Origin of the sequence: Proteiniclasticum sp., assembly GCF_003514505.1 — a bacterium.
Lineage (GTDB): Bacteria > Bacillota > Clostridia > Clostridiales > Clostridiaceae > Proteiniclasticum.
Genome location: NZ_DOPX01000024.1, coordinates 72,287 through 98,249 on the forward strand (window position 1 = coordinate 72,287; position 25,963 = coordinate 98,249).

Genomic DNA, 25,963 nt, shown 5'->3' on the forward strand with positions numbered 1-25,963 from the left:
GCGTCCATGGAAACTGTTGAACTGATCCTGTCCTTTCTGAAAATGATCTTTGGCCTTGCGGCAGTGCTGGCCCTTTTATATGTGGTGCTTCGCTTTGGGAAGAAGATGAACTATGGAGGAAACCAGTACATCCAGATGGTGGAGAAGGTGCCTCTGACCAACCAGGCGTTCCTTGCGGTGGTACGGGTGGGGAAAAGTTATCATCTGGCCAGTGTCAGTTCAGGAAAAGTGGATCTTCTGAAAGAGCTTCCACCGGAAGAGGTGGAGGAAATGATGGAAAGGCGCAGAAGACAGCTGGAAGAGAATCCGGTGATGCATATGTGGAGAAAGAGGAATGACCGTGAATAGGAAAAAAATGGTGCTGTTTCTGGCACTCTTTGTGGGACTGGGTCTCGCGTTCAATGTAAAAGAGACCTTTGCCCTGGATCTCAGTCAGTGGGGCATCAATTTCAACAATCCGGACCGGGGACCCCAGGCGACGGTAGATACCGTAAGGGTCTTCGTGCTTCTGACCATCCTGACTTTAGTACCGGCTTTTGTGATTCTCACTACAGCCTTCACTAGAGTAGTGGTGGTACTGTCTTTTCTACGAAATGCCATGGGTTCCCAGCAGACACCGCCCAATCAGGTGCTCATGGGCCTTGCACTTTTCATTACCATGTTTGTGATGACGCCGGTCTATAACGAGATCATGGACACAGCCGTGACGCCTTTTGTGGCAGAAGAGATCACCCAGGCAGAGGCGCTGGAGATTGGAGCTTTGCCTCTCAAAGAGTTCATGCTGAAGCAGACCAGAGAGAAAGATCTGGCTCTTTTTATGAGGTCGGGGAACTTAGAGAATGTGGAAGATCCCATGGAGCTTCCGCTGACAGTCGTCATTCCCGCGTTCACCATCAGTGAGCTTCGGACTGCTTTTTCCATTGGATTTATACTCTTTCTTCCGTTCCTTGTGCTGGACATCGTGGTATCAAGCATCCTCATGTCCATGGGTATGTTCATGCTGCCTCCGGCCATGATCGCTTTGCCCTTTAAGCTTCTTCTCTTCATACTTGTGGATGGCTGGTATCTTGTGGTGGAATCTCTTCTCAAGGGATTCAGTTAGGAGGTTTTTAAGATGAATCAGGTAATGGCACTGGATCTTATGAGAAGTGCTTTCATGACAACAATCAAGGCCTCTGCGCCCATTCTTATCATAGCCATGGTGGTGGGGCTCATCATTTCCATCCTGCAGGCCACAACTCAGGTTCAGGAACAGACGTTGACCTTTGTGCCAAAGATGATTGCGGTGCTGCTCAGCCTCATTCTGCTTGGGGCTTTTATGATGAATACACTGATTGCATTTATGAACCAGTCCTTTGATGTCATCAACAGGCTCTAGGGGGACACATGATGCAGCTTGAAATTCAAGGATTCCTGTATATTCTTGCAAGAATCACCGCATTTATTACCGTGGTCCCGGGATTTTCCCATAAAGCGCTGCCAAATACTTCAAAGGTGTTCTTTTCCCTCATCTTAAGTCTTCTTGTGTATTTCAGAGCACCCGAGGTCCTTGTGTATGAGGAAACGGTCCTATTTGTTCTGGCGGTTTCGCGGGAAGTGGTCATCGGTCTCACCATGGGGTACATGGCAAAGCTTATTTTCACTGCTGTGGAGATGGCGGGACAGCTCATCGATTTTCAGGTGGGGTATTCCATGGGGGCTGTGTATGATCCTATGTCAGGTTCCACTTCCTCCTATTACGGCAGCCTCTTTTACTGGATGAGCATCATGGTTTTCTTTATGATGAACCTTCACCACACGCTGCTGACGGCGGTGATGGATTCTTTCCAGGTGGCTCTTCCGGGACAGCTGGGGCTTTCAGGAATCAACCTTGAAGGGATCCTCTTTCTCTTCTCCCACAGCTTCAAGATTGCCTTCAGCATAGCAGCACCCATGCTCATTGTGCTTCTTGTGGTAGATATCGTCATGGGGCTGATTTCCAGGTCTGTGCCTCAGATCAATGTCTTCATGCTGGGGATGCCGCTGAAGTCTCTCTTAGGTATGGTGCTGTTTCTGTTTCTGGCCTCTTCTTTTATGAACCATGGAGGAAAGACGCTCGCTCTTCTGACGGAGTATATGGGGAAAGCAGTGGAGATGTTCAGATAGAAGGATGTGAGGTAAATGGCAGAAGACAAACACTCAAAAACCGAACAGGCGACCCCCAAAAGGCTCCGGGACAGCCGGAAAAAGGGACAGGTATCCAAAAGTGGAGATCTAAATTCTGCTCTTTCCTTTCTTCTTTTTGCCCTGATTCTTGGAGCGCTGGGAGACTATCTCTATAAAAATGCCCGAACTTTCATGCAGTTCACCTTATCTTCCACCCTAGGACAGGAACTGGGTCCGGCCAATGCCGGCACATATCTGTCAGAACTTCTCTTACAGGTGCTCGTTATTTTTCTTCCTTTTGGCCTGGTGGCTGTGTTTATTGGGATTCTCAGCAATGTGATGCAAGTGGGATTCCTCTTCACCGTGGAACCTCTGAAGCCTGATTTTAAGCGCCTGAATCCACTGCAGGGTGCAAAGAACATCTTTTCAAAAAAAGCCCTGTTTACGCTGTTCAAGAGTCTCATGAAGCTCTTTATTGTGGTGTATCTCACCTACACGGGACTGCAGGAGTTCATGAAGCCGCTGCTGAATCTCGGTGGTGTGGGACTGGAGAAAATGTTCAGTTTCTTTATCGAGGTAACCAGGACCCTCAGCATCAATATTGCAGCCTTTATGCTTGTGCTGGCTCTCATTGACTTTGTCTTTGAGAGAAAAGAGTATAAGAAGAATCTCATGATGACAAAACATGAGATCAAAGAAGAATACAAACAGATGGAGGGAGATCCCAAAATCAAGCAGAAAAGGCAGCAGATCCAGCGTCAGATGTCCATGGCAAGAACCATGCAGAGCGTGGAGGCTTCTACGGTGCTCATCACGAATCCAACCCATATTGCCATTGCGCTGCGCTATGAGCAAGGGAAAGATGATGCGCCTGTGGTCATGGCCAAGGGACTGGATTATAAAGCCATGAAGATGAAAGAGCTGGCCAAAGAGAAAAAGATTCCCATCATTGAGAACAAGCCGCTGGCCAGAAGTATGTATTATAAGGTGGAACCTGGCTCCTCTGTGCCTGTGGAGATGTATCAGGCCGTGGCAGAGATCCTGGCCCTGGTTTTCACCATGAACAACAAGAAAAAAGCAAGATAGATAGGAGTATGTTATGCCGCAGAGTCTAAGAGCAAGTCTTTACAATTTAAGAAAATATGCTGAAGTTCTCATAGCCTTTGCTGTGGTGGGTGTCATTGCCATCATCATTCTTCCTATGCCCTCTTTTCTTCTGGATCTTCTGCTTACGGTGAATTTGGCCATCTCCATGATGATCCTTATTCTGACGCTTTTCACAAAAAGTGTTCTGGAATTCTCCATTTTCCCCAGTCTTCTCCTTGTGATGACCATGTTCCGTCTTGGCCTCAACATCTCCTCCACAAGGCTCATTTTGAGTAAAGGAGATGCGGGAGAAGTCATCAATGCCTTTGCCACCTTTGTCACTGGGAACAACTATGTGGTGGGGGCTGTAATTTTCATCATCATCACCATCGTGCAGATGGTGGTCGTAACCAATGGTGCAGGCAGAGTATCTGAAGTTGGAGCGAGATTTACCTTGGATGCCATGCCTGGAAAACAGATGGCCATTGATGCGGATCTTAATTCAGGTCTCATCAATGAGGAAGCGGCCAAGAAAAGAAGACTGGATCTTCAGCGGGAAGCGGACTTTTATGGCTCCATGGATGGTGCCTCCAAGTTTGTCAAAGGAGATGCCGTTGCGGGCATCATCATTACGCTCATCAATCTTGCCGGTGGCATCATCATTTTCTCCGTGCAAGGGGATATGACCATCATGGAGTCCATCGGTCATTTCGGAAAACTCACCATCGGTGATGGCCTTGTGAGCCAGATTCCATCGCTTCTCATTTCTGTAGCTTCCGGTCTTATTGTGACTCGGTCCGGCGGGGATGAGAGTTTTGGAAAAACCTTCACCAAGGAGCTGTTCAGCACCTGGAAGGTCATGATGATTGGTGCGGTGGTGATCTCAGCCATCGGATTCATTCCTGCCTTTCCCACGATTCCTTTTGTGGCCATTGGCGCTTTCATCGGTCTTGGCGGATATCTCATCTATGAGAATGACAAAGATGAGATCGTGAGAAAGGTGGAAGAGAGAGAAAAGGAAAAGATCAGCAAGATCAAAGATGTGGATGAGACGGTGCGCTCTTACCATGTGGAGCCCATCTCCATTGAGATCGGATATGGCCTCATTCCTCTGGTGGATGAAGGATCGGACTCCAGCCTGGTTTCCCATATCACTTCGATCAGAAAGCAGTGTGCTACAGAAATGGGTATTCTCATAAATCCCATCAGGATCCGGGACAATCTCCAGCTGGAGCCCAACAGCTATGTGATGAAGATCAAAGGAAATGAGATCGCCCGAGGGGAGATCTATGTCCATAAATTCCTGGTCATCGATCCTGGAACCCAGGATTTTGATCTTCAGGGCATACCCACCAAAGAACCCGCCTTCGGGCTGGCAGCTTTGTGGATTGAGGAGAAGGACAAGGAGAGAGCAGATCTTTCAGGCTATACCATTGTGGAGCCTGTGACTGTTCTTGTGACTCATCTGAAGGAGCTCATCAGAAAACATGCCTTTGAGCTTTTAGGCAGACAGGAGACCAAAGCCCTCATTGACGAGCTGTCAGAGAAATACAGCGTCATTGTGGAGGAGCTGATCCCTGGCATCATGACCCTGGGAGAGGTGCAGAAAGTACTTCAGAACCTTCTCAAAGAGAATGTACCCATTACGGATCTTGTGACCATCCTGGAAACATTGGCAGACAATGCCGTTTCCATCAAAGACACTGAAATTCTCACAGAGCATGTACGTCATGCGCTGCAAAGAACCATAGTGAAGGACTACCTGGATCAGACCGGGGAGCTGAAGGTGCTTACCATAGATGGTCAGCTGGAGGATCTCATCGGAGGGAACATCCATAAATCCATGGGGGGCTCCATTCCAGTCCTTGAGCCGGAAATGATCACAAGAATCTTCAGCAGTATCCAGAGCGCCTTTGATGAAGCCATGATGAAGGGATATCAGACCGTAATTCTGGCTTCTCCAAAGATCAGAACGGCCTTGAAGAATCTCATCTCCATGACCTTTCCTCAGATGGTGGTGTTGTCCCTGAACGAAGTGCCTAACGATGTACCCATTGAAGTAGTAGGGATGGTGGAATTCCGTTGATTATAAAAAAGTATGTAGTACATGATATGAAAGAAGCGCTGATCCGCGCAAAATACGAGCTGGGCAAGGAAGCCATCATCGTGAGCCAGAAACCGGTACGTCCGGGCAGATGGTATCAGCTGTTCCGAAAGAAAATGCTGGAAGTCACCGTGGCGGTGGAAGAAAAGGTCCATGAGAAAAACCGGAAGGAAAAGGAGGAGTTTCAAAAAATCCTCTTTTCCAAAGAACCTCAGATGAAAAGCGAGGATTCCTCGGATATGATCCAGATGGCCAAAGAAACCCTCAAAAGCACGCTGGAGAGAAGCATCCGGAATGAACTTCAGAAAGCGCAGGAAATGGAGATGATGGAAGAGGAGCTGCACCGGAAGGTCTTTTCAGAAAGTCCCCTGGCCAAAGAGAAGTTTGATGCTTACAAACTGAAGAATGGCCTGGAAGAGAAGATCACAAAGGAAAATCTTCTTCAGTTTGTTCAGGAGGTGTATCAGGAGAATCCGTTTCTCAAGGAGAAACCCTTTGGCAGACTCAATGTGCTGGTGGGACCTACGGGAGTAGGAAAGACCACCACCATTGCGAAAATCGCGTCCACAGCTCTCCTTGAAGAAAACAAGACCGTGGGTCTTCTCACCATCGACACCTACCGTATTGCTGCTGTGGAGCAGCTGAAAAAATATGCAGAGATCCTCGGTATTCCCTTTGTCACGGTGGAGGATCCTAAAGACATCGGGAAAAAACTGGAAGAACTCAGTGGTGTGGATATCATCCTTGTGGACACCATCGGGGCCAGTCCAAAGGACGAAGAGCGTCTGGAAGACATCAAAGGCTATCTTTCGGAGCTTCCGGAGGAAAGGAACACTTACCTTTCCATTTCCATGTCTCAGGATACAGACACGGTAAAACGGATTCTGAAAACCTATAAAGAACTTCGTTATGACGCACTGATTCTCACCAAACTGGATGAAGTGGAGAATTTTAGAAACTTCTGGAGCATTATGGAAAACACAGTGCTTCCGGTGCAGTATTTCTGCCATGGGCAGGAAGTGCCGGAAGATCTGGAGGAAGCAGAGCTTTCCCGAGTGCTCACCTATTTGTGGGAGGAGCTGAAATCATGATGGACCAGGCGGAATCTTTACGGCGGAAAATCTTTGAGAAGTTCGGCAAAGAGCCCGAGAAAGAAATGGAGCCCGTGAAAAGCGGACTTGTGAAAATCTATGCAGTGGTCAGTGGTAAGGGAGGTGTTGGGAAAACAAACATCTCTGTGAATCTTTCCATTGCCATGGCAAAAAAAGGAAAGAAAGTCCTGCTTCTGGATGCGGACATCGGTATGACCAATGCAGACATCATCATGGGGCTTCATTATGAGTATGATCTGTTTGATTACCTGGAAGGAAGAGCAGAGCTCAAGGACATCATCTATGAAGGACCCATGGGCATCAAGGCCATTTCGGGAGGCTCTGGTCTTCTGGAGATGGAGTCCCTATCAGAGGAGAACCAGGAGAAGCTCATTGAAGAGCTCATTAATCTTGGGGGCTTTGACGTGATGATCATTGACAATGGCGCGGGCATCAGTAAGGAAACTTTGAGTTTCATGACCTTTGCCCATGAAGTGATTCTTGTGACAACACCAGAACCCACCGCCCTCACCGATGCCTATCGGGTGCTGAAAACTCTCAGTCATTATGGACTGAAGTCTTCCGTGAAGCTCATCGTAAACAAGGTATCGTCCAAAGAGGCAGGGGATGAGGCCTATGAGAAGCTTTTTGCCACCTGCAGCAATTTTCTTCATATAGAACTGGAGAACTGTGGATATATTTTTGATGACATCAGGCTTGAAAAAGCCATCATGAATCAGGAACCAGTACTGATGTCCTATCCACAAGCGCTATCTAGTAGAAATATAGAGCAAATAGCTGGTATAATATTGGAGGAGACTGTGTTTACCAAGAATATATCGACGCTGAAGCAGCTGGGGAACAGATTCCGAAAAATATTTGGCACATAGCAGGTGATGAGATGGATTTTATAACAATTGGGGGAAAAATACAGCTGACTGCAGAGGATGGAAGTATTCTGGAGGCGATGGTTTCAGATAAGACTGAGTATAGTGTGGATTTTTCCATCCCGGCAGATGACAAGAAGTTCCGGTTTTTTCATGAGGGAGAGAAGGTGGAGGCTGTGGTCTATCACAGCGCCAAGGGAATGTACTTCACTGGAGTCATTGCCAGGAGGGTGAAAGCAGAAGCGCCTACGTATACCATTGCAAGACTTGAGAATTTCAAGACCATACAAAGAAGGAATTTTGTGAGGGTGTCCTGTACAGAAGAAATTCTTTATACGGCCAATGAGTACATCACAAACAGTGTTTCCTTCTCCAAGGACCTGAAAGCTGTGGGAGATGAGATCGCAAAGTACATGAAGCCTGGATTTATGGTAGATCTCAGTGCCGGGGGAATGAAAATCACCTGTGACGAAGACATCAAGGAAGGGAAGAGAATCATTCTTGAATTTGTCATGAATCAGCGGAGAATACAGCTCTGGGGCACTGTGATGCACCGGGAGCTCATGGTGAAGCCTTCAGGAATCAAATACGATTATGGGGTAAGGTTTGACCATATCACAGAAAAAATGCAGGAACTCATTGTGAATCATGTATTTCTGCTCATGAGAAAATCCACAAAAAGGTAGTAAAGGAGGTCATCCATGGGGTACGAGAAAAAAGAAGCGGACAGCGAACTCATACTGAAGTACATTCCTCTTGTGAAGAGGATTGTGGGCCGTATGGATGCTGGGGATGGAGATCTTGATAAAGACGATCTCTTTTCCATCGGTGTCATAGGGCTCATGGATGCCCTGAAGAAATTTGACCCAAAGAAGGGCGTGCCCTTTGAGGCCTATGCCACAGTCCGTATCAAAGGGAACATCATCGATGAGATGAGAAAAAGCGGCAGGGTTTCCAGAGACCGTATTGCCAAGCTTCATGAGTATTATGAGGCCAAGGAGCGTCTGGAGCAGGAGCATCACAGAACGCCGGATGAACAGGAAATCTGTGACATACTAGGGATTGGAGAGAAGGAGCTCTCCAAGCTCCATGAGACAGTCCACTATTTATCCAAGGTTTCCTTTGAAACCACCCTGTTCCATAAAGACGGCAACGAGGTCCAGCTTTCAGATATGATTCCGGATGATGAAACAGATACACCGGAGGAAGAGCTCCTGAAGAAAGAAAGAAAATATCTTCTGAAGGAAGCGGTAACGAAGCTCTCAGAGAGAGAGCAGATCATTCTGGATCTTTATTATGTCCAGGAACTGACCTTGAAGGAAATCGCCTATGCCATGGATATTTCAATTCCAAGAGTGTCCCAGCTTCACGGTAAAATTCTCATGAAGCTTCGGCAGCTCATGGCATAAATAAAAAGGATGGAATCATTATGTTTATTTTTCTTCTGATCCTGGGGGCATCCCTCATGGTCTATGGTTTTAAGAAACGAGCGGATGAGACAAAAGAGCAGCTGCTTTTTTCCGATAATAAGGAATGGATACGAGAGTTTCCTTTAGAAGATTCAAAGGTGTCTTTGTCATTGGAGGCAGAGGAGGAAGTGAAGGATCTTCGTCATCGAATGGAGATACTGGAGAAGACCCTCTTTGAGGAGCTTCTTAAATGGCAGATGGAGCGTGAAAGTCTGAAATCAGATCTCCTTCCTGAGGAGGAGGCGGAACTGTCTTTAAGAGGCAGTGAAGTTTTTGAGGAAGAAGAGGTTTCGGAAAAGAAGCCCATGCCCGAGCATGTGAAGAAGGTCTGGGACCTTTTAAAAGAGGGACGGAGCACGGCAGAGGCTGCCAGGGAACTGGGCATCAGCAAAGGGGAGGTTTTACTATTAAAAAACTTATCGAAACACTACAAAGAGTAAAGTCTGATATTTATATCGCCCTGGGTGCTGGGATCCTTGTGGGTGCCATCCTCATGAATCTTTCCCTGTCCTTTTCTATGAACCTTTCTGTGGAGGAGAAGGCCAGAGACTTAGGTATGGTCTATCCGGAAGAAGTCCGAGTCAATCTGGGAGGAGAAAACGAAGAATGATCATTAGAAGCTTATACAATGTCACAAGACAGATGAATGTCCTGCAGAAAAAGCAGGAGAACAACTCCGCCAATGCAGCCAATGTGAACACTCCTGGATTCAAGTATCAGGACCTCATTCAAAGAGCCATGGAGGAGTTTGATGTCTACAACCGTGCAGGGGGAAGAAACAACAACAGAGTGCAGGAACTGGGCACCATTAATTTTGGTACAGAGATTGACGGAGCGGTAACGAATTTTACGCCAGGTGTGCTGAAAGAAACGGGGATTGCTACGGATTTTGCGCTGGATGGCAACGGATTCTTTACGCTATCCTTGGAAAATGGAGAAACAGGTTACACCAGAAATGGTAATTTTAAAATCAGCGGAGATGGTCGTCTTGTGACTCAAGAGGGATATCCCGTCCTTGGAGTCAATGGCCAGGGTGGCGTAGAAGAGATTTTTGTGTCCGGAGAATATTTTGAAGTAAGGGAAGATGGAACCATATCTGGTTCAGATCAGCGTCTTCTTATCTCCAATTTCAATGATACACAGAATTTTGAGCTCCGGGGAGAAACCGTCTATGTGACGGGGGAAGCCAGCATTGGTATGGGCGATGCATCTGTGAGACAAGGATACATTGAAAGCGCCAATGTGGATATGGGTGCTGAGATTGTGAAGATGATGGAGATTTCAAGAGAGTTCCAGGCAAATCAGAGAGCGCTGACGGTGCTTAATGACACACTTCAGAAGACGGTCAATGAGATTGGCCGTAATTAAGGGAGAACGCGATGTTTAACGGATTGAGAATTGGAGTTACCGGGATGCAGACATCCCAGAAAGTCATGGATAACGTGGCAGACCAGATTGCCAACAGCACCACAGGTGGGTACAAGAAGAAAGAGGTCCGCTTTGGAGACCTTTTGAGAAATGAGATCTCAAGAAGTCATGCAGCGGTTTCAGAGAACGCAGAGGGTGCTTCTATCGGCATAGGGTCCAGAGCCCTGGTCTCGAAAACAAACTTCACCCAGGGGGTTCTGAAGCCTTCAGAGAGCCCTTTCCACATGGCGATAGAAGGAAATGGATTCTTCGGGGTCATGACCGCGGCTGGTGATCTTCTTCTTACAAGAAATGGAGCTTTCTCTATGAGTGCAGATGGTGCTTTGACAGATGGAGAAGGAAATGGTCTTGTTTATGAATCCTATGTTCCTGCGGGAAGCATCGGAAGCTACGATGGGGTGAGCATTTCGGAAAATGGTGTCATCTCCGGGCGGAATGATAGAGGAGAAGTTATTGAGCTGGGCCGAGTCGCTTTATTTCAGCCAGGTGCTGAAGATGGCCTCATATCTTTAGGTGAAAACAAGTATTTTCTCCCAGAAGGCATGGAAATGGCAAACAGCATTGATGATGCCCAAGGATTTGGGGTCATCCGTCACAAACATCTGGAAGAGTCCAATGTGGATATTGCGGAAAGCATGACGGAGATGATTCTTACTCAAAGAGCGTATCAGCTCAATGCCAAGAGCATCACCACTGCAGATGAGATGCTGGAAGTGATCAACACCATTATTTAAATAAATAGATGAAAGAAGGAGAAGCAGTGATGCTTCTCCTTTAAGCTGCTTTCATTTACTTTGCCATGAGCGCCAGTGCCAAGGCTCCTTTTATACCGGATTCCACGCCAAGAGAAGGGGTAACGATATACTTATCCAGGTTCTCCATCTGGTCTGTCTTCACATAGCCATTGAGTTTTTCCTTGAGGACTTCTCTGATTTTAGGGATCATATAGGTTCTACCCATGACGCCACCACCCAGAACAATCTTAGTGGGAGAAAGAATCAGGATATAGGACATGAGCGCTTCCGCCATATATTCTGCGATGAAATCAAAGGACTCATGGTCCTCTGGGATGTCAATCCCTTTCATACCGGTTCTTCCTTCATTGGCAGGGCCTGCAGCAAGGCCTTCCAAACAGGTTTTGTGGTAAGGACAGAATCCTTCATAGGTGTCCTTGGGGTTTTTATGAATCATGATATGACCCATCTCCGGATGAAGCATCCCGTTATGGATTTTACCATCAATGACATAGCCTCCACCGATGCCTGTGCCTACGGTGATGTAGAGAAGCGTATGCTCCTTTTCGTAATCGCCGAAGGTGATTTCCCCAAGTGCAGCTCCGCTGACATCTGTGGCAATCTCCACGGGGATATTCAGACCTTTTTTCAGACTGCCCAGAATATCAAAATCTCCCCAGTGAGGTTTTGGGGTGGATGTGATATATCCGTATTTTTCCTTGTCTTTGTTCAGCTCCAGTGGACCAAAGCATCCGATGCCAAGGGCATCAAGGTTTTTATCTTTGAAAAAATTCAAAGCGTCCTTCATGGTTTCCTCTGGAGTTCTGGTAGGGATGGAAATCTTCTCAAAGATTTCTCCTTTCTCATTTCCGACGGCCAGAACAAATTTTGTGCCTCCTGCTTCAATTGCGCCAAGTCTCATGAATATACCTCCTAAATGTTTTATTCTTTCGCTTTCTTTTAGTTTGGGTGAAGTTTACTACTCTGTCAATGTTTTCAGTGATTTTCCAAAGCTCATTTTGTGACCGGTTCCTTTGTGGTATGATGAAGATAAGAAAAGGGTAAAGGGCAGGGAAGAAGACATGGTGACCATCAATGATATAGCAAAACTTGCAGGTGTAGCAAAGAGCACCGTCTCCAGATATCTCAATGGAGGATCCGTCAGCAAAAAGACAAAAGAGACGCTGGACCGAATCATCAAAGAAACGGAATATGTGCCAAACACCTTCGCCCAGAGCCTGAAAGTGAAGCAGTCCAATCTCATCGGCATCATCATTCCCAGGCTGAACTCTTACGCGACAAATGAAATCCTTCAGAGTGTGGACCGATGTCTAAGAGAAAAGAGTTATCAGCTTCTCATCGTTAATACAGATCAGGATGTAGAGAGGGAAGTGGAGAACCTCTATGCGCTCTCCAGGCAAAAGGTGGCGGGGATCATTCTTCTTGCCACAGACGTGACGAGAGCCCATAAAGAAGCCATGGAAAAAATCGGGATCCCGGTGCTTCTTCTAGGACAGAGAAGTGATGCCACCTATGCCATTGTCCATGAGGAGGAAGAAGCGGGAGCTGCCATGGGAAGACATGCCTTGAGGCTCGGCCATAAGAAGATCCTCTATCTTGGGGTCACAGAGAAAGACGAGTCTGTAGGAATTCTCCGAAAAAAGGGCGTCATGGATGTCCTTAAAAACGAAGAAGGCATCGATGTGCAGGAAGAAGAGGTTGATTTTAATTTTGACATCACCTTCCAGTTTCTCAAAGAATACCTGAAAGGAAGAGAAGAAACCTATATCCTCTGTGCCACAGACAACATTGCTCTGGCCGCTTATAAAGCCAGCATCACCCTGGGGAGAAAAGTACCGGAGGATGTCTCAATTTCCGGCTTTGGCGGGTACTCCATCACGGATCTTGTGACACCGTCCATTACGACAGTGCGCTATGCCTACAAAGAAATGGGCAGAATCGCAGCTGAAAATCTTCTGAGGCTCCTGCAGGGAGAGGAAATTCCAAAGAAGATTGCTCTGAGTGGAGAGTTTCTCCCAAAGGAATCCACGAAAGCGCTCTAATTAGAGGAGTACAGCATTTCACCTAAAACTCAAAGGTTTTAGGTGATTTTTATTTTTGAAAGTTTTTTGTTAAATTTGCCTGATACCCTTTACAAATGAAAAAAGATGCACTACAATAAAACTAAATTAGAACCGGTTCCAATTATCAGATAAAATTATATCACGAACTTATTTTAAATAAAATAGCACAAAAGAAGAATAAAGCCCTTGATTATGAAGGATATTTTTGTGATGAACACAGAAGTAAAATGAGAAACAGATTCAGGATTACTCTAAAAATCGAAACAATCATCAGAGATTGGTGGAATTTTTAGAACCGGTTCAATATTTATGCTGCACGTACTTTATGCTACCCTAAGATGGAGGAGGAAATCTTATGAAACATGAAAAATCGATTCAAGACATCCTGCAGGCCGTAGGCGGAAAAGAAAACATCAAAAACTTTGAACATTGTGCCACAAGACTCAGAATCATCCTGCACGACAACAGTAAAGTGGACAAAGCTCTCGCTGAAAATGTGGAAGGCAGCAAGGGATATTTCTTCAACACCGGACAGCACCAGTTCATCTTTGGAACAGGTAAGGTCAATGAAGTATATCAGGAGTTCCAATCCACCCAGGGCAGTGGAGAAGCAGCAAGCTTCAAGGAAGATGTTTACTCCAATATGAACACTGGACAGAAGATTGTGAGAACCCTTGCGGATATTCTGATTCCTCTTATTCCGGCACTTGTGACCACAGGTCTTCTCATGGGACTGAGAGGCCTACTTCTGGAACTTGGCGTAGAAATGAGTGATACCGTGCTCATGCTGTTCCAGATGCTGACAGATACAGCGTTTGCGTTCCTTCCTGTACTCATTGCCTATAGCGCCACCAAGAAGTTTGGCGGAAATCCTATCATCGGTATCGTTGTAGGTCTTATGATGGTAGCACCTCAGCTGCCCAATGCTTGGGCTGTGGCAGGTGGAGATGCAACGCCTCTTTATGTGAGCCTTCTTGGCATCAGCATTCCTCTTGTGGGATATCAGGGTTCCATCATTCCTGCGATCGTTGCAGGACTTCTGGTGGCAAAGATTGAGAAGAATCTCAGAAAAGTGGTTCCACAGCTCATTGACCTGGTGGTTACACCGTTTCTGACACTCACTGTCACCATCTTCCTGATGCTGTTCATCTTAGGACCCATTACCCATCAGATGGAAGTGTATGTGACTGATTTTATTCTGATGCTTATTGAAGCGCCTCTTGGCATCGGCTATATGATTTATGCAGGTCTTCAGCAGGTGCTGGTCATCACAGGTCTTCATCATTCTCTCTCCATCCTGGAGCTGCAGCTTCTGGCGGACACAGGCACCAACGTGCTGAACCCTCTTGGCACTGCCAGTATGGCGGGGCAGTTTGGAGCAGCCATTAGTGCAGCGCTTCTTATGAAGAACAAGCTGAAGAAGACCAATGCCATCTCTTCCACCACCTCCACGCTCTTTGGCATCACAGAGCCGCTTCTCTTTGGAGTGAACCTGAGAAGCATGAAGATATTCATCTCTGGTATTCTGGGTGGAGCCATCGGCGGACTTGTCACCTATATCTTTGGACTGACTGCTACAGGTATGGGAATCACCTTTATTCCGGGTCTTCTTCTGTACACCAGCTCTGTGGGTGCTTTAGTGCAGTACCTTATTGTCATCGCTGCAGCTTTTGCCAGTGCGTTCTTCTTTGTAAGACTGCAGGCGAAGAAGATTTCTGAAGAAATCAATGCCTGATAAGAACTGATGCATAGAGGATCATGGATGTAAGGAGGATAAGGATGAAAAACAAAATACAGAAAAATGGAGCCATGGATTTCCATGTGCTCCCTCCCCATGGTCTTCTCAATGACCCCAATGGTCTGGTGCATTTTAATGGGCTGACCCATGTGTTTTTCCAGTGGAATACAGAAGGGACAGACCACAGCTACAAAGCCTGGGGACATGCGGTGACAGAAGACTTTGTCCATTATACTTATTATGAGCCTGCACTTCTTCCAGATGAATCCTACGACAAGAATGGCTGCTACTCTGGAAGCGCTTTGGTTCATGAAGGAAAACTGTATCTCTTCTATACAGGAAATGTGAAGAATGAAGAAGGAGAGCGGGAAAGCTATCAGTGTGCCGCTGTTTCAGAGGACGGGTTCAGCTTCAGAAAACTTGGACCGGTAATTGGAGAAGTTCCAGGTTATACAGCCCATGTGCGGGATCCTAAGGTCTTTAGAGGGGAGCAGGGAGAGTTTTATATGGTCCTTGGGGCTCAGAGGGAGGATCTCACGGGTGATACCATCCTGTACCGGTCCATGGATCTTAAGAACTGGGAGTTTCTGGGTTCTCTTCTCACGAAGAGAGAGGACCTAGGGTATATGTGGGAATGTCCGGATCTTGTGAGGCTGGGAGAAAAAGATGTGTTTCTTTTTTCTCCTCAAGGTCTTTCGGAGGATGGACACCGCTTTAAAAATATTTTTCAGACGGGCTACTATACCGGAAAATTTGACTCTGGAAGGTTTCATAAGGAGGAAGCTCCTTTTGATGAACTGGACCGGGGGTTCGAGTTTTATGCACCCCAGACCTTTGACATGCCCGATGGAAGAGTTCTACTTCTAGGATGGATGGGCACCATGGAGAAAGAGAAGGAAGAAGCTTTACCTACACTCAAAGAAGGCTGGGTACACCACTTGAGTATACCAAGAGAGCTTCGGATAAGTGCAGAGGGGAAAGTCATGCAGTCCCCCGTTAAAGAGCTTCTGCGTTTCTTCAAAGAAGAAAATGCAGTAAGCGGAAAGGATCTGAAGATTGGAAGAGAAGGATCGTTTCTTCTGGAGGTTCTCAATGAGCATGAGGCTCAGAGAATCCATCTCCGGGTATCATCTGATGTGGAACTGAAACTGGAGGATCACTGGTTTACAGTGGAAAGAGTCTCCTGGCTGGATGGAATGAAGGAGATCAGGCAAGTGCCACTGCGGCTGGGGCTGAAGGATCTGAAAATCATAGGAGATCATACCTCCTTGGAGATTTTTATCAACGGGGGAGAAGAAGTGTTCTCCTTGCGGTGTTTTGAAGATTCCTCAGATAGTATGGTTTCTCTAATCAGCTCAGAAGCAGTGACCATGAAGATGTCAGGATTTCAGAAGGGCTAAGAATAAAGGATATAGTAAAAGGGAGCAGATGCGTGGCATCTGCTTCTTGTTATTTTAGGATGTTATGTGCTTGTTAGAACCTATTTCAGAAAGGAATAATATTCAAGGATAAGTGATAACAGCTTATAATAATGTATACTGTAAACAGATAGAGGTTGATAAGTTCTAAATCTCCTGATATAATTTCGATAAATTTAGCATAAACGTATTTTTTCAGTAGAATTGGAGAAGTGAGTAAACATGGACTATAATACCGCAACAATGATCTACGGATTTTCTGGATTTCACCGACGAGAGAGTGGACTTACGCCGAACCTGAAACTGATGCATCTCATGATGGAGTCCTATGAGATGGAAGAGCGGGATTTCCGGCTTACGCTGGATGATTTCTATGTCTATGTGGATGTTGTTACGAAGAAGATTCATTATAGCAGCGATCAAAGCTTCCGGGAGGACCTCAATTATACCTTTGAAGATCCAAAAGCGAAGTTCGTACTGTCTGAAATCAGAAAGCAGGTGACAGAACGTTCTTTCATCCGTTTTTTTCTCCCGCTCATCGATAGAATCTAATTGATATGAATATATAAAAGGCAGGCGTTATTTTGACGCCTGCCTTTTTCTATTCTATTTCCAATACTGGGTAGTAAATGTGGCTTCGGTCAGAGGATGTTCTTTCAAGGTCTCTTTTTTGTCCATATAGTTTTTGATCCGTTTCATCTGATCCGCTTTCTTCTTGTCCACCACAGTGCTGATGGCTTTGTAGATGGAACTGATCTGATAGCCTTTTTCGTGGAAATGGAGATAGAGAACGTCGCTTTTGGTGTCCATCTCCACGGATGAGGTGGAAACCAGAAGATCATACTGATAGCGTTCCAGTTCTTCCGTTGTCAGCACTGATTCATTATAAATCTCCACATCAATCATACTGTTGAAGTTTGCGATGAGAACATCCCGGACCGCTTGTGCGTGGTTCTGACTGAGATGGCTGTATAGAAGGACGCTGCAGGATTTGAAATTTCTGAAAAGATGACTGGTCAGGTCTTCGCTGTAGCATAAAAGAGTATAGTAGAACTCCTCCAGAAGCCCTTCGGAAACGGTCACGCCACGGCTGATTAGGATTTCTTTGAAATAGCTGGTTACATAAGTGTAGAAGAAGGGGTACTCCAACTGATGATGCGTGACGATGATGAAGTCACGGCTTCTGAAAAGCAGATAGTCCGGAAGAATAGTATGCCCTTTCCCTTTCACGTGGAGCTGCAGAAGTTTATACAGTTCGATGAGAAAAGGCCAGTACTTCGAGGGCGGCAGCTGGAAAAGGTCAGTGGTTTCTTCAATCAGCCTAAAGAGCTCCCGGGTGCTTTCCTGAAAGCCCGGGTCTTTTTCAAGTCGCTCTTTATAGTACTCTGTAGTGTATTGAAGCTTCATGAAAGAGAGTTCATCCAAGACGGTGTCCAAAGAAAGTGCTCCGAGTGGGAAGCCGGTAAGACTTTGACGAAGCTCTTGGCGGATCTCAGGAAGCTTCTTCTCGGTGAAGAAGGACACAGGATACACGGGATGAAAGTGTCCTTTCTGGGCTCTCGTAAGTGAAACTGCAAACTGAAAAAGGATCTCCTGGGATTTGATGAATTTACTGTACTCATGGCAGTAAGGGGGATGAGTTTTTAGGAGACGATGAACATTCTCTTTGTCCAAATTTCTGAAGGGCCATTCGTCCTGACTGTAGGCTTCAAAAAAGTACCGTGTATAGAACCGTCGGATGAAAAACTCTTGGCCCCTTACCGCTAGAGGGCTTCCAGATACTTTGAGGTGATAGGGTTCCAGGGATTTTCTGATTTTCTTCAGAATCCTTTCTAAAGAGGAGGAGCTGAGAAAGAAATGTTCCTGAAGCTCACTGCAGGATGCTTCACCCTGGAAGAAAAGGTATTCAAGCAGCTGGAATCCGATGCTCTCCCGAAGAAGCTTTCTCTGGAAGTAATCCATACCGATGGAATCAGGCAGCAGCAGCTTCATTCCCTCGTTGGAGGAATAGATCTCTCCAGAAAGAGGGAAAAGATCCACTTTCAGCTCATCCAAATAATTCAGAACGCTGCGCTGAGACAGGTGAGAAACCTCTGAGAGGCTCTGGATTGTGATCGGATCGTATTTTCTGTACAGTGCATTCAGAAGGGCATATTTCTTTTTATCTTTTTCTGACAGGATTTGCCACATGATGATCTCCTTCAAAATTCCATAATTATCCCAGTTTAACATAGCTGCAGTATAGCAAAGAAATCGGGGTTATATTCGTCAAATTTTGCATATGGATACGCAAAAACTGAAGAACCCCAAGTGAATAAGTTTGATAAAATATAAATAGCTATGGATAGTTATTATTATAAAATACAAAATATAAATAAAGCAAATGGGATTCGACATTCACTTGTTTTATTTTGTTTGTATAGAAATGAGAGAGTATAGGAGGATGAACCATGCGAATGACCCTGCGTAGAGGAAGCGCGCTGCTTCTTGCTATGATTCTACTTCTGCAGAGCGTGTTTGCCATTCCGGTGGAAGTACACGGAGATGCTGTAGGAGAAGAGTTCTTAATGAAAGCAGCCCATGTGACGGACAGTGAAAAGAATCTTACAAAGTCCATGAAAGCTGGTGGAGAATATCTTCTGGCATTGGACATGACAATGACCCTTCAGGAGGGAGAAGAAAAGAGAAATCTTATTTTAGCCTTACCTGATTTTTTTGCGCCAGAGAACCTTACGGATCTGGAAGAGGCGCTTCAGATAGCATTTGAAAATGGAAAGCTCAGCCTGTCCTTATCAGGAGATGAAAGCTTTGATGGAACCCTTTACATTCCGTTTAAGATGACGGGAGAAGACAAGGAAGGATCCACAGTGCTCCATGAGACAGACGAAGGATATATCCTTACCTTTGTTCCTGAAGCGATGGAGGAAGAGAAGGACAGTCAGGAAGCTTTGTCACTTCTTGAAGAAAGTACATCCATGAGTACGGTGGAAGAAGATTTCCGGTTTATTGAGATTCAATTTACAGATGAAGCTGGAAATATCTTCAGTGCGGATAATCCCTACAGCATCGACGGGAAAGAAACAGGGAAGATCCATTTCTCTTTCCACCTGATAGAAGGACATCAGGTGAAAGCAGGAGATACGTTAAGTTTTCCGCTGCCAAAAGAGCTGAAACCTGTTACTGCTACCAGTGGACTTCTTGGGGATATCGGAACTTGGACCGTTTCTATAGATGGCCTGGTGAACTTCCTCTTCAACGAGAATGTGGATGGAGATGATGTTCTTGGAAGCTTTTTCTTCCGGGTATTTCTGGATGAAGAAGAGATGGATGAGACCGTGGAGCAGGTCATCGAGTTTGAAGGATATCCTGATTTTACACTGACCTTCCCTGTAAGCCCCAAGGGAGGCACTGCCATTGACAAAAAAGGGACCATCAACCGGGAAGGGTGGAACGCAACGGAAGCTTACTGGAGTGTGGACATCAACACGGCTCTTTTGAAGATGGTGGACCCGGTGATCACCGATGTGATGCCAAGCCATATGATATTCAAGGAAGACAGCCTTGTGGTAAGAGCGCTGGAAATGAATGCCAAAGGGGAAAGAACCCCTGGGGAAATATTGGCTCCAGCCTTATACACCCTGGAGATGGTTTCGGGTAATCCTAAGATCACGCTTCATGGAGTAGTAGAAGAAGACCTTCAGAGGGCATACCGTCTGGAGTACACCACAACCATCCTGGAGCCTGCAGAGGGCTTTTCAGGAGTTCAAGTTTTTAAGAATAAAGCTAATCTCACAAGCGATGGCAAGATGAATGCAGCAGAGGCCACCGTTTCCAGTGGCTATGGAGATGCGCTGAAAAAGAAAGCACCTGTCTATGACAGTGTAAAGCAGCAGCTGAGCTGGGAGATTGAATACAACTACAATGAAAAAATCATTCCGATGGATGTGGCATATCTGACGGATACCTGGACTCCGGCGGGGGTTATGAATCTTGTAAATGACAGTCTTCATGTTTATCCAGTGGTCATTGATGAAGAGGGAAATGCTTCTCCTTCAGAGATACCCCTCAGTACTGAGCTCTATGAACTGACCTATACCCCGGGGGCAGGATTCAGACTTCACTTCCTGCAGGATGTTGAGGGACAGGCCTATGTCATCCGCTACAAAACTCAGATGGTGAATACATCAGGAGATCCAATCATCACAGGTTCAGGCACAGTAAACAATAAAGTGGAAACGGGACAGGGCAAAACATCCTCTGGAAGTGGCGGGTATGGCCAGCAGGGACTTACCAAGAGAAGAGTGGGCACCGATGTCGGAAAGAAAGAAATTCGATTTGAAGTGGTCATCAACAGAAATGGCTATGTCATGGAGAATCTGGTGCTTACGGATCAGTTCACAGGAGACGGTCTATCACTTCTAAAAGATACAGTGCTGATCAAGGACAGCAGCAATGTGGCATTGGTGGAGGGGACAGACTACCTGCTGAGCTATACAGCGCCGTCTGGAACCACACCTGGAAGTTTTGAGATAAAGTTTCTGAAAACCGTGGATGAACGGCTGACACTCACCTATACCACGCATTTTGAAAGAAACAGTGACGGCACTGCGGCATATAGAAACACTGCAGGCATCAGCTGGAAGTATGATGGAAAAGACTATACCATCGGCGGAGTTTTTGTGGACACTGTTCCAGGTGGGTATACAGCGAAAAATGGTGTCAAGAACGGAAGTTATAACGCGGTGGAGAAAAAAATCACCTGGTCCATCTATACAAACTACGCAAGGCTTCCCATTGGTAGTCCTTATGCCATTTCGGATGTGCTGGACGCCAGTCAGGAATATGTGACGGATTCTCTTACTGTGTTCACCTATGAAGTGAACGGAGCAGGGGGTATCATCAATGAGAAAATAATGGCACCTGAACTGTATCAGGTGGTATATCCTACTGAAGGAAATGGAAACAGGATCACCGTGTCCCTTGTGGGACAGGAAGGCGAGAGAACCGCTGTGGGGATCCGCTTTAAGACGCAGTTCAAAAATGAACTGATCAGTGAACCTTCTGTCCGAAACAATGCAACCTTCCAAAGCGGAGAGACCAGCTTTGGGTTAAATGCCACAGTGAACATTCCTTACGGAGGAAAACTGGCAGATAAAAAGGGGGTACAGGCAGGTGCGTTCAATGAGCGTGCCGACTGGACAGTCTATCTGAACCCTAATCGGTCCAAATTGTCTCAATTTGTTCTTACGGACAGTCCGGATCTTAATTCGGTTTTACTGAAAGAAACCTTTGAAGTTGTCCTGGGAGTTGTAGATATAAATGGGAATATCACCAAATCAACCACAGTGCTGGAAAAAGACAAGGATTACACCCTGGAGTTCTACTCCGATCCTGTCACGGGCAATGAGCGGTTTGAGCTGAACTTCCCGAATGAAATCACTGAAGCTTATGTGCTGAGCTACAGCTCCTATATTGATCCACTTGCGCCTCAGGGCGAAGCGATAAAGAATGCTTATACTGCCACAGGAAAGAATGTGCAGGAAAGTGTTACCGGTGGAGCCACCTCAGAAATTGTGAAGAAAAATGATGGTGGTGGAACCGGAGAAAGTGTCCGTGGTGGACTTGCTCTTACAAAGGTGAATGAGAAAAGTGAACTTCTTTCCGGAGCGCATTTCGGCCTCTTCACTTCTGATGGGAAGCAGCTCTTAAGAGAAGCTGTGACCAATGAGGAAGGCGTACTGACCTTTGGCGGCCTGAGAAGAGGAAAGTACCTTCTGAAAGAACTGGCAGCACCTGAAGGTTATGTCATCCGCGATGAACTGGCGAATGGAATGGAAATTATATTGGATCACACCGTGGATGGGGAGATGAAGATTTTAAGCTTCATCAACGAAAAGACCAAAGCAACCATCCGTAAGATTACTTCGGCAGGAGTACTCATTACTTCGGCAGCGGTATTTGATCTCTACAAAGCAGATGGCACTCTGTATGCACAGAACCTGAAAACGGTGGACGGTGTCATTCATCTGGAGGACCTTCCTGAAGGAAGATACTATGTGGTGGAAACCCAAGCACCAGAAGGATACATCAAAAATACAGCGAAGCATTATTTCGACATCCGTATCGAAGAAAACGGCACCCAGATGAAACCTGTGGTGAATGTCAGAAACTATAAAGCGTCTGTAGAACTGAAGAAAACAGATAAGAATGGTAACGGGCTCTCAGGAGCTGTATTTAGCCTGCTGAACAGTGAGGGCAGTGTCCTTCGCGCAAATCTTTCGGTGAATGCACAAGGAGTCCTGAAGGTGAGCAATCTTTCCCCAGGAACGTATGAGCTCCTGGAGACCAAAGCGCCAACGGGATATCTTCTCAATAGGGTGGGACTGGTTTTCACCATTCCAGAGATGGTGGAAGGTGCACCAAAAGACTTTAATCTGGGCAATTACATGAACTACAAAGGAGCGGCAAGACTTTATAAAACAGATGCTGCCAAGAATCCGCTGCAGGGAGCTGTCTTTAAGGTGGTGGATGAGAACGGAACTACGGTTCAGGAAAGCCTTGTATCCGGAGCGGATGGAAGAGTTCATGCACTGAATCTTTCACCGGGAAGGTACAGCTTTGTGGAAACGAAAGCGCCGGCTGGGTATGTTCTGGACAGAACACCAAAGACCTTTGTGATTCCTGACAGTGAAATCGGAGAACCTGCCATGGTTATTGCGGGAGACCGCATCAACTATAAAGGTTCTGTGCGTATGATGAAAGTGACGGAAAATGGAAATCCGTTAAGCGGCGCAGTGTTTGCGCTCTATGAAATACTGGGTGATGTGAGCGTGAAGGTGGGTGAATACACCAGCACCTCCATGGGGCTTGTCACTGCTGGAAATCTGGCGCCTGGTTCTTATGAGTTCATCGAAGTGAAAGCGCCGGAAGGCTATATGATCAATGAAGAACCTGTGGCTTTTGCAATTTCAGACGAAGCCGAAGGAGAACCGCTTCAGGTGAATGCGGGAGAGGCTGTAAACTACAAGGGTTCTGTCCTTCTCACAAAACTCGGGGAAGAAGAAGCGCGTCTTGAAGGGGCTGAATTCAGTCTCTATCAGGAAGGTGTGGAAGAGGCTCTTATGGAGGGTCTTGTGACAGATGAAGAAGGGGAGCTGATCCTCTTGGATCTATCTCCTGGAAACTATTACTTCATGGAAACCAAGGCGCCAGCTGGATATATCAGGAACCTTGAACCGCTGGCTTTCAGTATTCAAGAGACTGATGCTGGAGCTCCTGAAAGAGTTTTGGTATCTATGGAAAACCATAAGGGATCGGTCCTTCTTCAAAAGGAAAATAATGAAGGAGAGCCACTTAGAGGGGCGGTCTTTGCCTTATACAAAGAGTCCGGTGACGTGGTCCAGGAAAATATCACATCTGATGAAGATGGCGTGGTAAGGATAGGATCACTTGAACCAGGGAAGTATATTCTGAAAGAAACCAGAGCACCGGAAGGATACCTTCTCAATACCAAGACAGTAGCCTTCTCCATTGCTGAAAGTGCGGAAGGGGTACCTGAAGTGCTTCATCTAGGAAGCTTTATCAACTACTTAGGCAGTGCAGAACTTGTAAAAACAAATGAGGATGGAGAGCCTTTAGCTGGTGCTGTCTTTGAGCTTCGAGACGAAGAGGGACAGGAAGTGCTGCGGGAAGGTCTCACCACAGATGAAGAAGGAAAAGTGAAACTTACGGCTCTAACACCGGGTACCTATGGGTTGTACGAAGTGGAAGCACCAAAGGGATACCTGAGAAACCTTGAACCTGTGATGTTCACCATACCCGAGAAGGCGGAAGGCGAACCTGAAACCGCTCTGGTGGGGCCTTTTGTGAACCACAAGGGCACTGCAGTGCTCAAAAAGGTGGATGAAGAAGGAAATGGACTGTCGGGGGCAGAGTTTGCTCTTTACGATGAGGAAGGACTTCTTCTTCAGGAAGGTCTTGTATCGGATGAAGAAGGGAAGGTGCTCATGGAGGAGCTGTCTCCAGGAGGCTATGTGCTGAAAGAAGTGCAGTCTCCAGAAGGCTACCTACTAAATCTGACAGAAGTTGCATTCACCATAGAAGACACTTATGAAGGAACTGTGGACGTGCTTTACCTGAACGACTATACCAATTACCTTGGCAGCGCCTATCTGATCAAGACAGATCATGAAGGAAATGCTTTAGCAGGGGCTACTTTTGATGTGGTATCAGAAGACGGAGAGCGGGTCATAGAAGACCTGAGAAGTGATGAAAATGGAATGGTTCTGGCAACGGGCCTGGCACCTGGGAAGTACTATTTTGAAGAGACCGCGGCACCGGAAGGATATCTCCTAAATACAGAGAAGGTCTTCTTTACCATAGCTTCTTCGGAAGAAGGAGCTCCAGAAGCGGTAGATGCTGGCTTACTGCAAAATTACAAAGGTTCAGCTGTCCTTAGAAAAACAGCAGAGGATGGAACAGGACTGAAGGATGCAGAATTTGCGCTTTACAGCGAAGAAGGACTTAAGCTTCGGGAAAATCTGATGACAGACGAGGAAGGTTTCCTACGTCTAAAAGATCTCTCCCCAGGAAGCTACTGGCTGGAAGAGACAAAAGCGCAGGAAGGCTACATCAGAAATACCGACAGAGTATCCTTTGAGATCCCGATGGAAGCAGAAGGAGAACCGATGGTACTTGCCTTGGATGACTTTATCAACTGGCAGGGCAGTGTTCTGCTTCAAAAGTCCGATGAGCGTGGAAATCCACTGGAAGGCGCTGTCTTTGCCCTTAGAAAAGACAATGAGACGATAAAAGAACTTACAACCGACGCGCTGGGGCAGATCCTTGTGGAAGGTCTAACTCCAGGTGGATATGAATTTATAGAAATCAGCGCTCCGACAGGTTTTATTCTGGATCCGACCCTTCATGAATTCAGAATTTCTGAGGATGCAGCTGGAGAACCAGAGAGAATTCTTGTGGGTACTTTGAAGAATCATCAAGGAAAGATGGAATTCGAAAAGACCGATGAGAAGGGAGCACCTTTAGCGGGGGCTGTCTTTGAACTGAGGGACCAGGAAGGAAATCTCATCCGGAAAGAATTGGTTTCAGATGAGGATGGAAAAGTGAAAGCGGAAGGCCTCTTCCCAGGCAGCTATGTGCTGAAGGAAACCCATGCGCCAGCGGGCTATATCCGAAATGAACAGACACTGGAGTTCACTGTGACAGAAGAGCATTATGGTGCTCCAGATGTCCTGGATCTTGGACAGTTTGTGAACTATCGGGGAAGTCTTCTCCTGAAAAAGGTGGACGAAGAAGGTCAGCCTTTACAGGGTGCCCAGTTTGAACTGAAACATCTTCATGATGAAGGCGAAAGCATCATTCTTGTGAGTGACGAGAATGGATTCATCAAGGTGGAGGATCTCGCGCCTGGTAGATATACCATAGAAGAAATCAAAGCACCGGAAGGGTATACCAGAAATGAGGAGGTCTTTGCCTTTACGATTCTGGAGAGCAGCCCTGTAAAACCGGATACTGTGGAAATGACAGTGGTGAACACCTTGGAGTTTGACGATACAGAAGGTCAGTCTCCTGGGGAGGAGCTGCCCGCCACAGGGGAATCTGAAAATGAGATATTTATTCCTCTTTTAGGAACAATGCTTGTTCTGGCTGGAGTTTTCCATCTCTTAAGACGTAAAAAAGAAAAAATAAGCTAAAGTAAAAGACATTCCTTTCAGGACTGAAAAACCTGATGGGAATGTCTATTTTTTGTGCTCTGATTC

20 protein-coding genes are annotated in these 25,963 nt (G+C 46.3%); 18 read left to right on the plus strand and 2 right to left on the minus strand.

Annotation, left to right across the window (positions count from 1 at the left end; translation table 11 throughout):
• Positions 1–6 precede the first annotated feature (6 nt).
• The 13 genes from DEF30_RS07810 (at position 7) to DEF30_RS07870 (ending at position 10,944) form a co-directional block, all read left to right on the plus strand.
• Entirely contained in the window at positions 7–348 is a 342-nt protein-coding gene (locus DEF30_RS07810; protein WP_294097924.1) for a flagellar biosynthetic protein FliO, read from the plus strand.
• Complete coding sequence (gene fliP, locus DEF30_RS07815) at positions 341–1,102, plus strand: flagellar type III secretion system pore protein FliP (RefSeq protein ID WP_294097926.1); 762 nt, start codon at positions 341–343, stop codon at positions 1,100–1,102. The genes DEF30_RS07810 and fliP overlap by 8 nt, the downstream gene beginning before the upstream one ends.
• Before the next feature lie 12 nt (positions 1,103–1,114).
• Positions 1,115–1,378: a flagellar biosynthesis protein FliQ gene (fliQ, locus tag DEF30_RS07820; protein ID WP_074912147.1), complete on the plus strand. Its 264-nt coding sequence runs from the start codon at positions 1,115–1,117 to the stop codon at positions 1,376–1,378.
• 8 nt (positions 1,379–1,386) lie between these two features.
• Positions 1,387–2,145 (plus strand): flagellar biosynthetic protein FliR, encoded by a 759-nt coding sequence (gene fliR, locus DEF30_RS07825; protein ID WP_294097929.1) that lies wholly within the window; start codon positions 1,387–1,389, stop codon positions 2,143–2,145.
• Between the two features lie 15 nt (positions 2,146–2,160).
• On the plus strand, positions 2,161–3,231 hold the full coding sequence (gene flhB / locus DEF30_RS07830; protein ID WP_294097931.1) for a flagellar biosynthesis protein FlhB: 1,071 nt from the start codon (positions 2,161–2,163) through the stop codon (positions 3,229–3,231).
• A gap of 13 nt (positions 3,232–3,244) precedes the next feature.
• Entirely contained in the window at positions 3,245–5,317 is a 2,073-nt protein-coding gene (gene flhA, locus DEF30_RS07835; protein WP_294097933.1) for a flagellar biosynthesis protein FlhA, read from the plus strand.
• Positions 5,314–6,426 carry a flagellar biosynthesis protein FlhF gene (gene flhF, locus DEF30_RS07840; RefSeq protein ID WP_294097935.1) on the plus strand — a complete coding sequence of 371 codons (1,113 nt, stop codon included), beginning with the start codon at positions 5,314–5,316 and terminating at the stop codon, positions 6,424–6,426. The genes flhA and flhF overlap by 4 nt, the downstream gene beginning before the upstream one ends.
• Positions 6,405–7,316 (plus strand): MinD/ParA family protein, encoded by a 912-nt coding sequence (locus tag DEF30_RS07845; RefSeq protein ID WP_294097937.1) that lies wholly within the window; start codon positions 6,405–6,407, stop codon positions 7,314–7,316. The genes flhF and DEF30_RS07845 overlap by 22 nt, the downstream gene beginning before the upstream one ends.
• Positions 7,317–7,327: 11 nt before the next feature.
• Complete coding sequence (locus tag DEF30_RS07850; protein WP_294097941.1) at positions 7,328–7,999, plus strand: PilZ domain-containing protein; 672 nt, start codon at positions 7,328–7,330, stop codon at positions 7,997–7,999.
• Between the two features lie 15 nt (positions 8,000–8,014).
• The gene (locus DEF30_RS07855; protein ID WP_074912140.1) at positions 8,015–8,722 is read left to right on the plus strand and encodes a FliA/WhiG family RNA polymerase sigma factor; all 708 of its coding nucleotides are present in this window, start codon (positions 8,015–8,017) and stop codon (positions 8,720–8,722) included.
• Between the two features lie 20 nt (positions 8,723–8,742).
• A complete protein-coding gene (locus tag DEF30_RS07860; protein ID WP_294097947.1) occupies positions 8,743–9,222 on the plus strand; it encodes a hypothetical protein in 480 nt (159 codons plus the stop codon).
• A gap of 166 nt (positions 9,223–9,388) precedes the next feature.
• Entirely contained in the window at positions 9,389–10,150 is a 762-nt protein-coding gene (locus tag DEF30_RS07865; RefSeq protein ID WP_294097949.1) for a flagellar hook-basal body complex protein, read from the plus strand.
• 11 nt (positions 10,151–10,161) lie between these two features.
• Positions 10,162–10,944, plus strand: coding sequence for a flagellar hook-basal body protein (locus DEF30_RS07870; RefSeq protein ID WP_294097950.1), 783 nt, complete (start codon positions 10,162–10,164; stop codon positions 10,942–10,944).
• A 55-nt stretch (positions 10,945–10,999) separates the two neighbouring features.
• Here the strand turns inward: DEF30_RS07870 and DEF30_RS07875 are convergent, their stop codons facing one another.
• Positions 11,000–11,866 carry an ROK family protein gene (locus DEF30_RS07875; protein WP_294097952.1) on the minus strand — a complete coding sequence of 289 codons (867 nt, stop codon included), beginning with the start codon at positions 11,864–11,866 and terminating at the stop codon, positions 11,000–11,002.
• A gap of 112 nt (positions 11,867–11,978) precedes the next feature.
• On the opposite strand from DEF30_RS07875, the gene DEF30_RS07880 reads away from it, so the two are divergent.
• The 4 genes from DEF30_RS07880 (at position 11,979) to DEF30_RS07895 (ending at position 16,736) form a co-directional block, all read left to right on the plus strand.
• Positions 11,979–13,007, plus strand: coding sequence for a LacI family DNA-binding transcriptional regulator (locus DEF30_RS07880; protein ID WP_294097954.1), 1,029 nt, complete (start codon positions 11,979–11,981; stop codon positions 13,005–13,007).
• Positions 13,008–13,383: 376 nt separating this feature from the next.
• A complete protein-coding gene (locus DEF30_RS07885; RefSeq protein WP_294097956.1) occupies positions 13,384–14,763 on the plus strand; it encodes a PTS transporter subunit EIIC in 1,380 nt (459 codons plus the stop codon).
• Positions 14,764–14,807: 44 nt separating this feature from the next.
• The gene (locus DEF30_RS07890; protein WP_294097958.1) at positions 14,808–16,166 is read left to right on the plus strand and encodes a glycoside hydrolase family 32 protein; all 1,359 of its coding nucleotides are present in this window, start codon (positions 14,808–14,810) and stop codon (positions 16,164–16,166) included.
• A gap of 240 nt (positions 16,167–16,406) precedes the next feature.
• Positions 16,407–16,736: a hypothetical protein gene (locus tag DEF30_RS07895; RefSeq protein ID WP_294097960.1), complete on the plus strand. Its 330-nt coding sequence runs from the start codon at positions 16,407–16,409 to the stop codon at positions 16,734–16,736.
• Between the two features lie 54 nt (positions 16,737–16,790).
• Here the strand turns inward: DEF30_RS07895 and DEF30_RS07900 are convergent, their stop codons facing one another.
• The gene (locus DEF30_RS07900; protein ID WP_294097962.1) at positions 16,791–18,374 is read right to left on the minus strand and encodes a helix-turn-helix domain-containing protein; all 1,584 of its coding nucleotides are present in this window, start codon (positions 18,372–18,374) and stop codon (positions 16,791–16,793) included.
• A 260-nt stretch (positions 18,375–18,634) separates the two neighbouring features.
• Here DEF30_RS07900 and DEF30_RS07905 point away from each other — a divergent pair, with 260 nt between their 5' ends.
• A complete protein-coding gene (locus tag DEF30_RS07905; protein ID WP_294097964.1) occupies positions 18,635–25,897 on the plus strand; it encodes a SpaA isopeptide-forming pilin-related protein in 7,263 nt (2,420 codons plus the stop codon).
• The last annotated feature ends 66 nt before the right edge of the window (positions 25,898–25,963 follow it).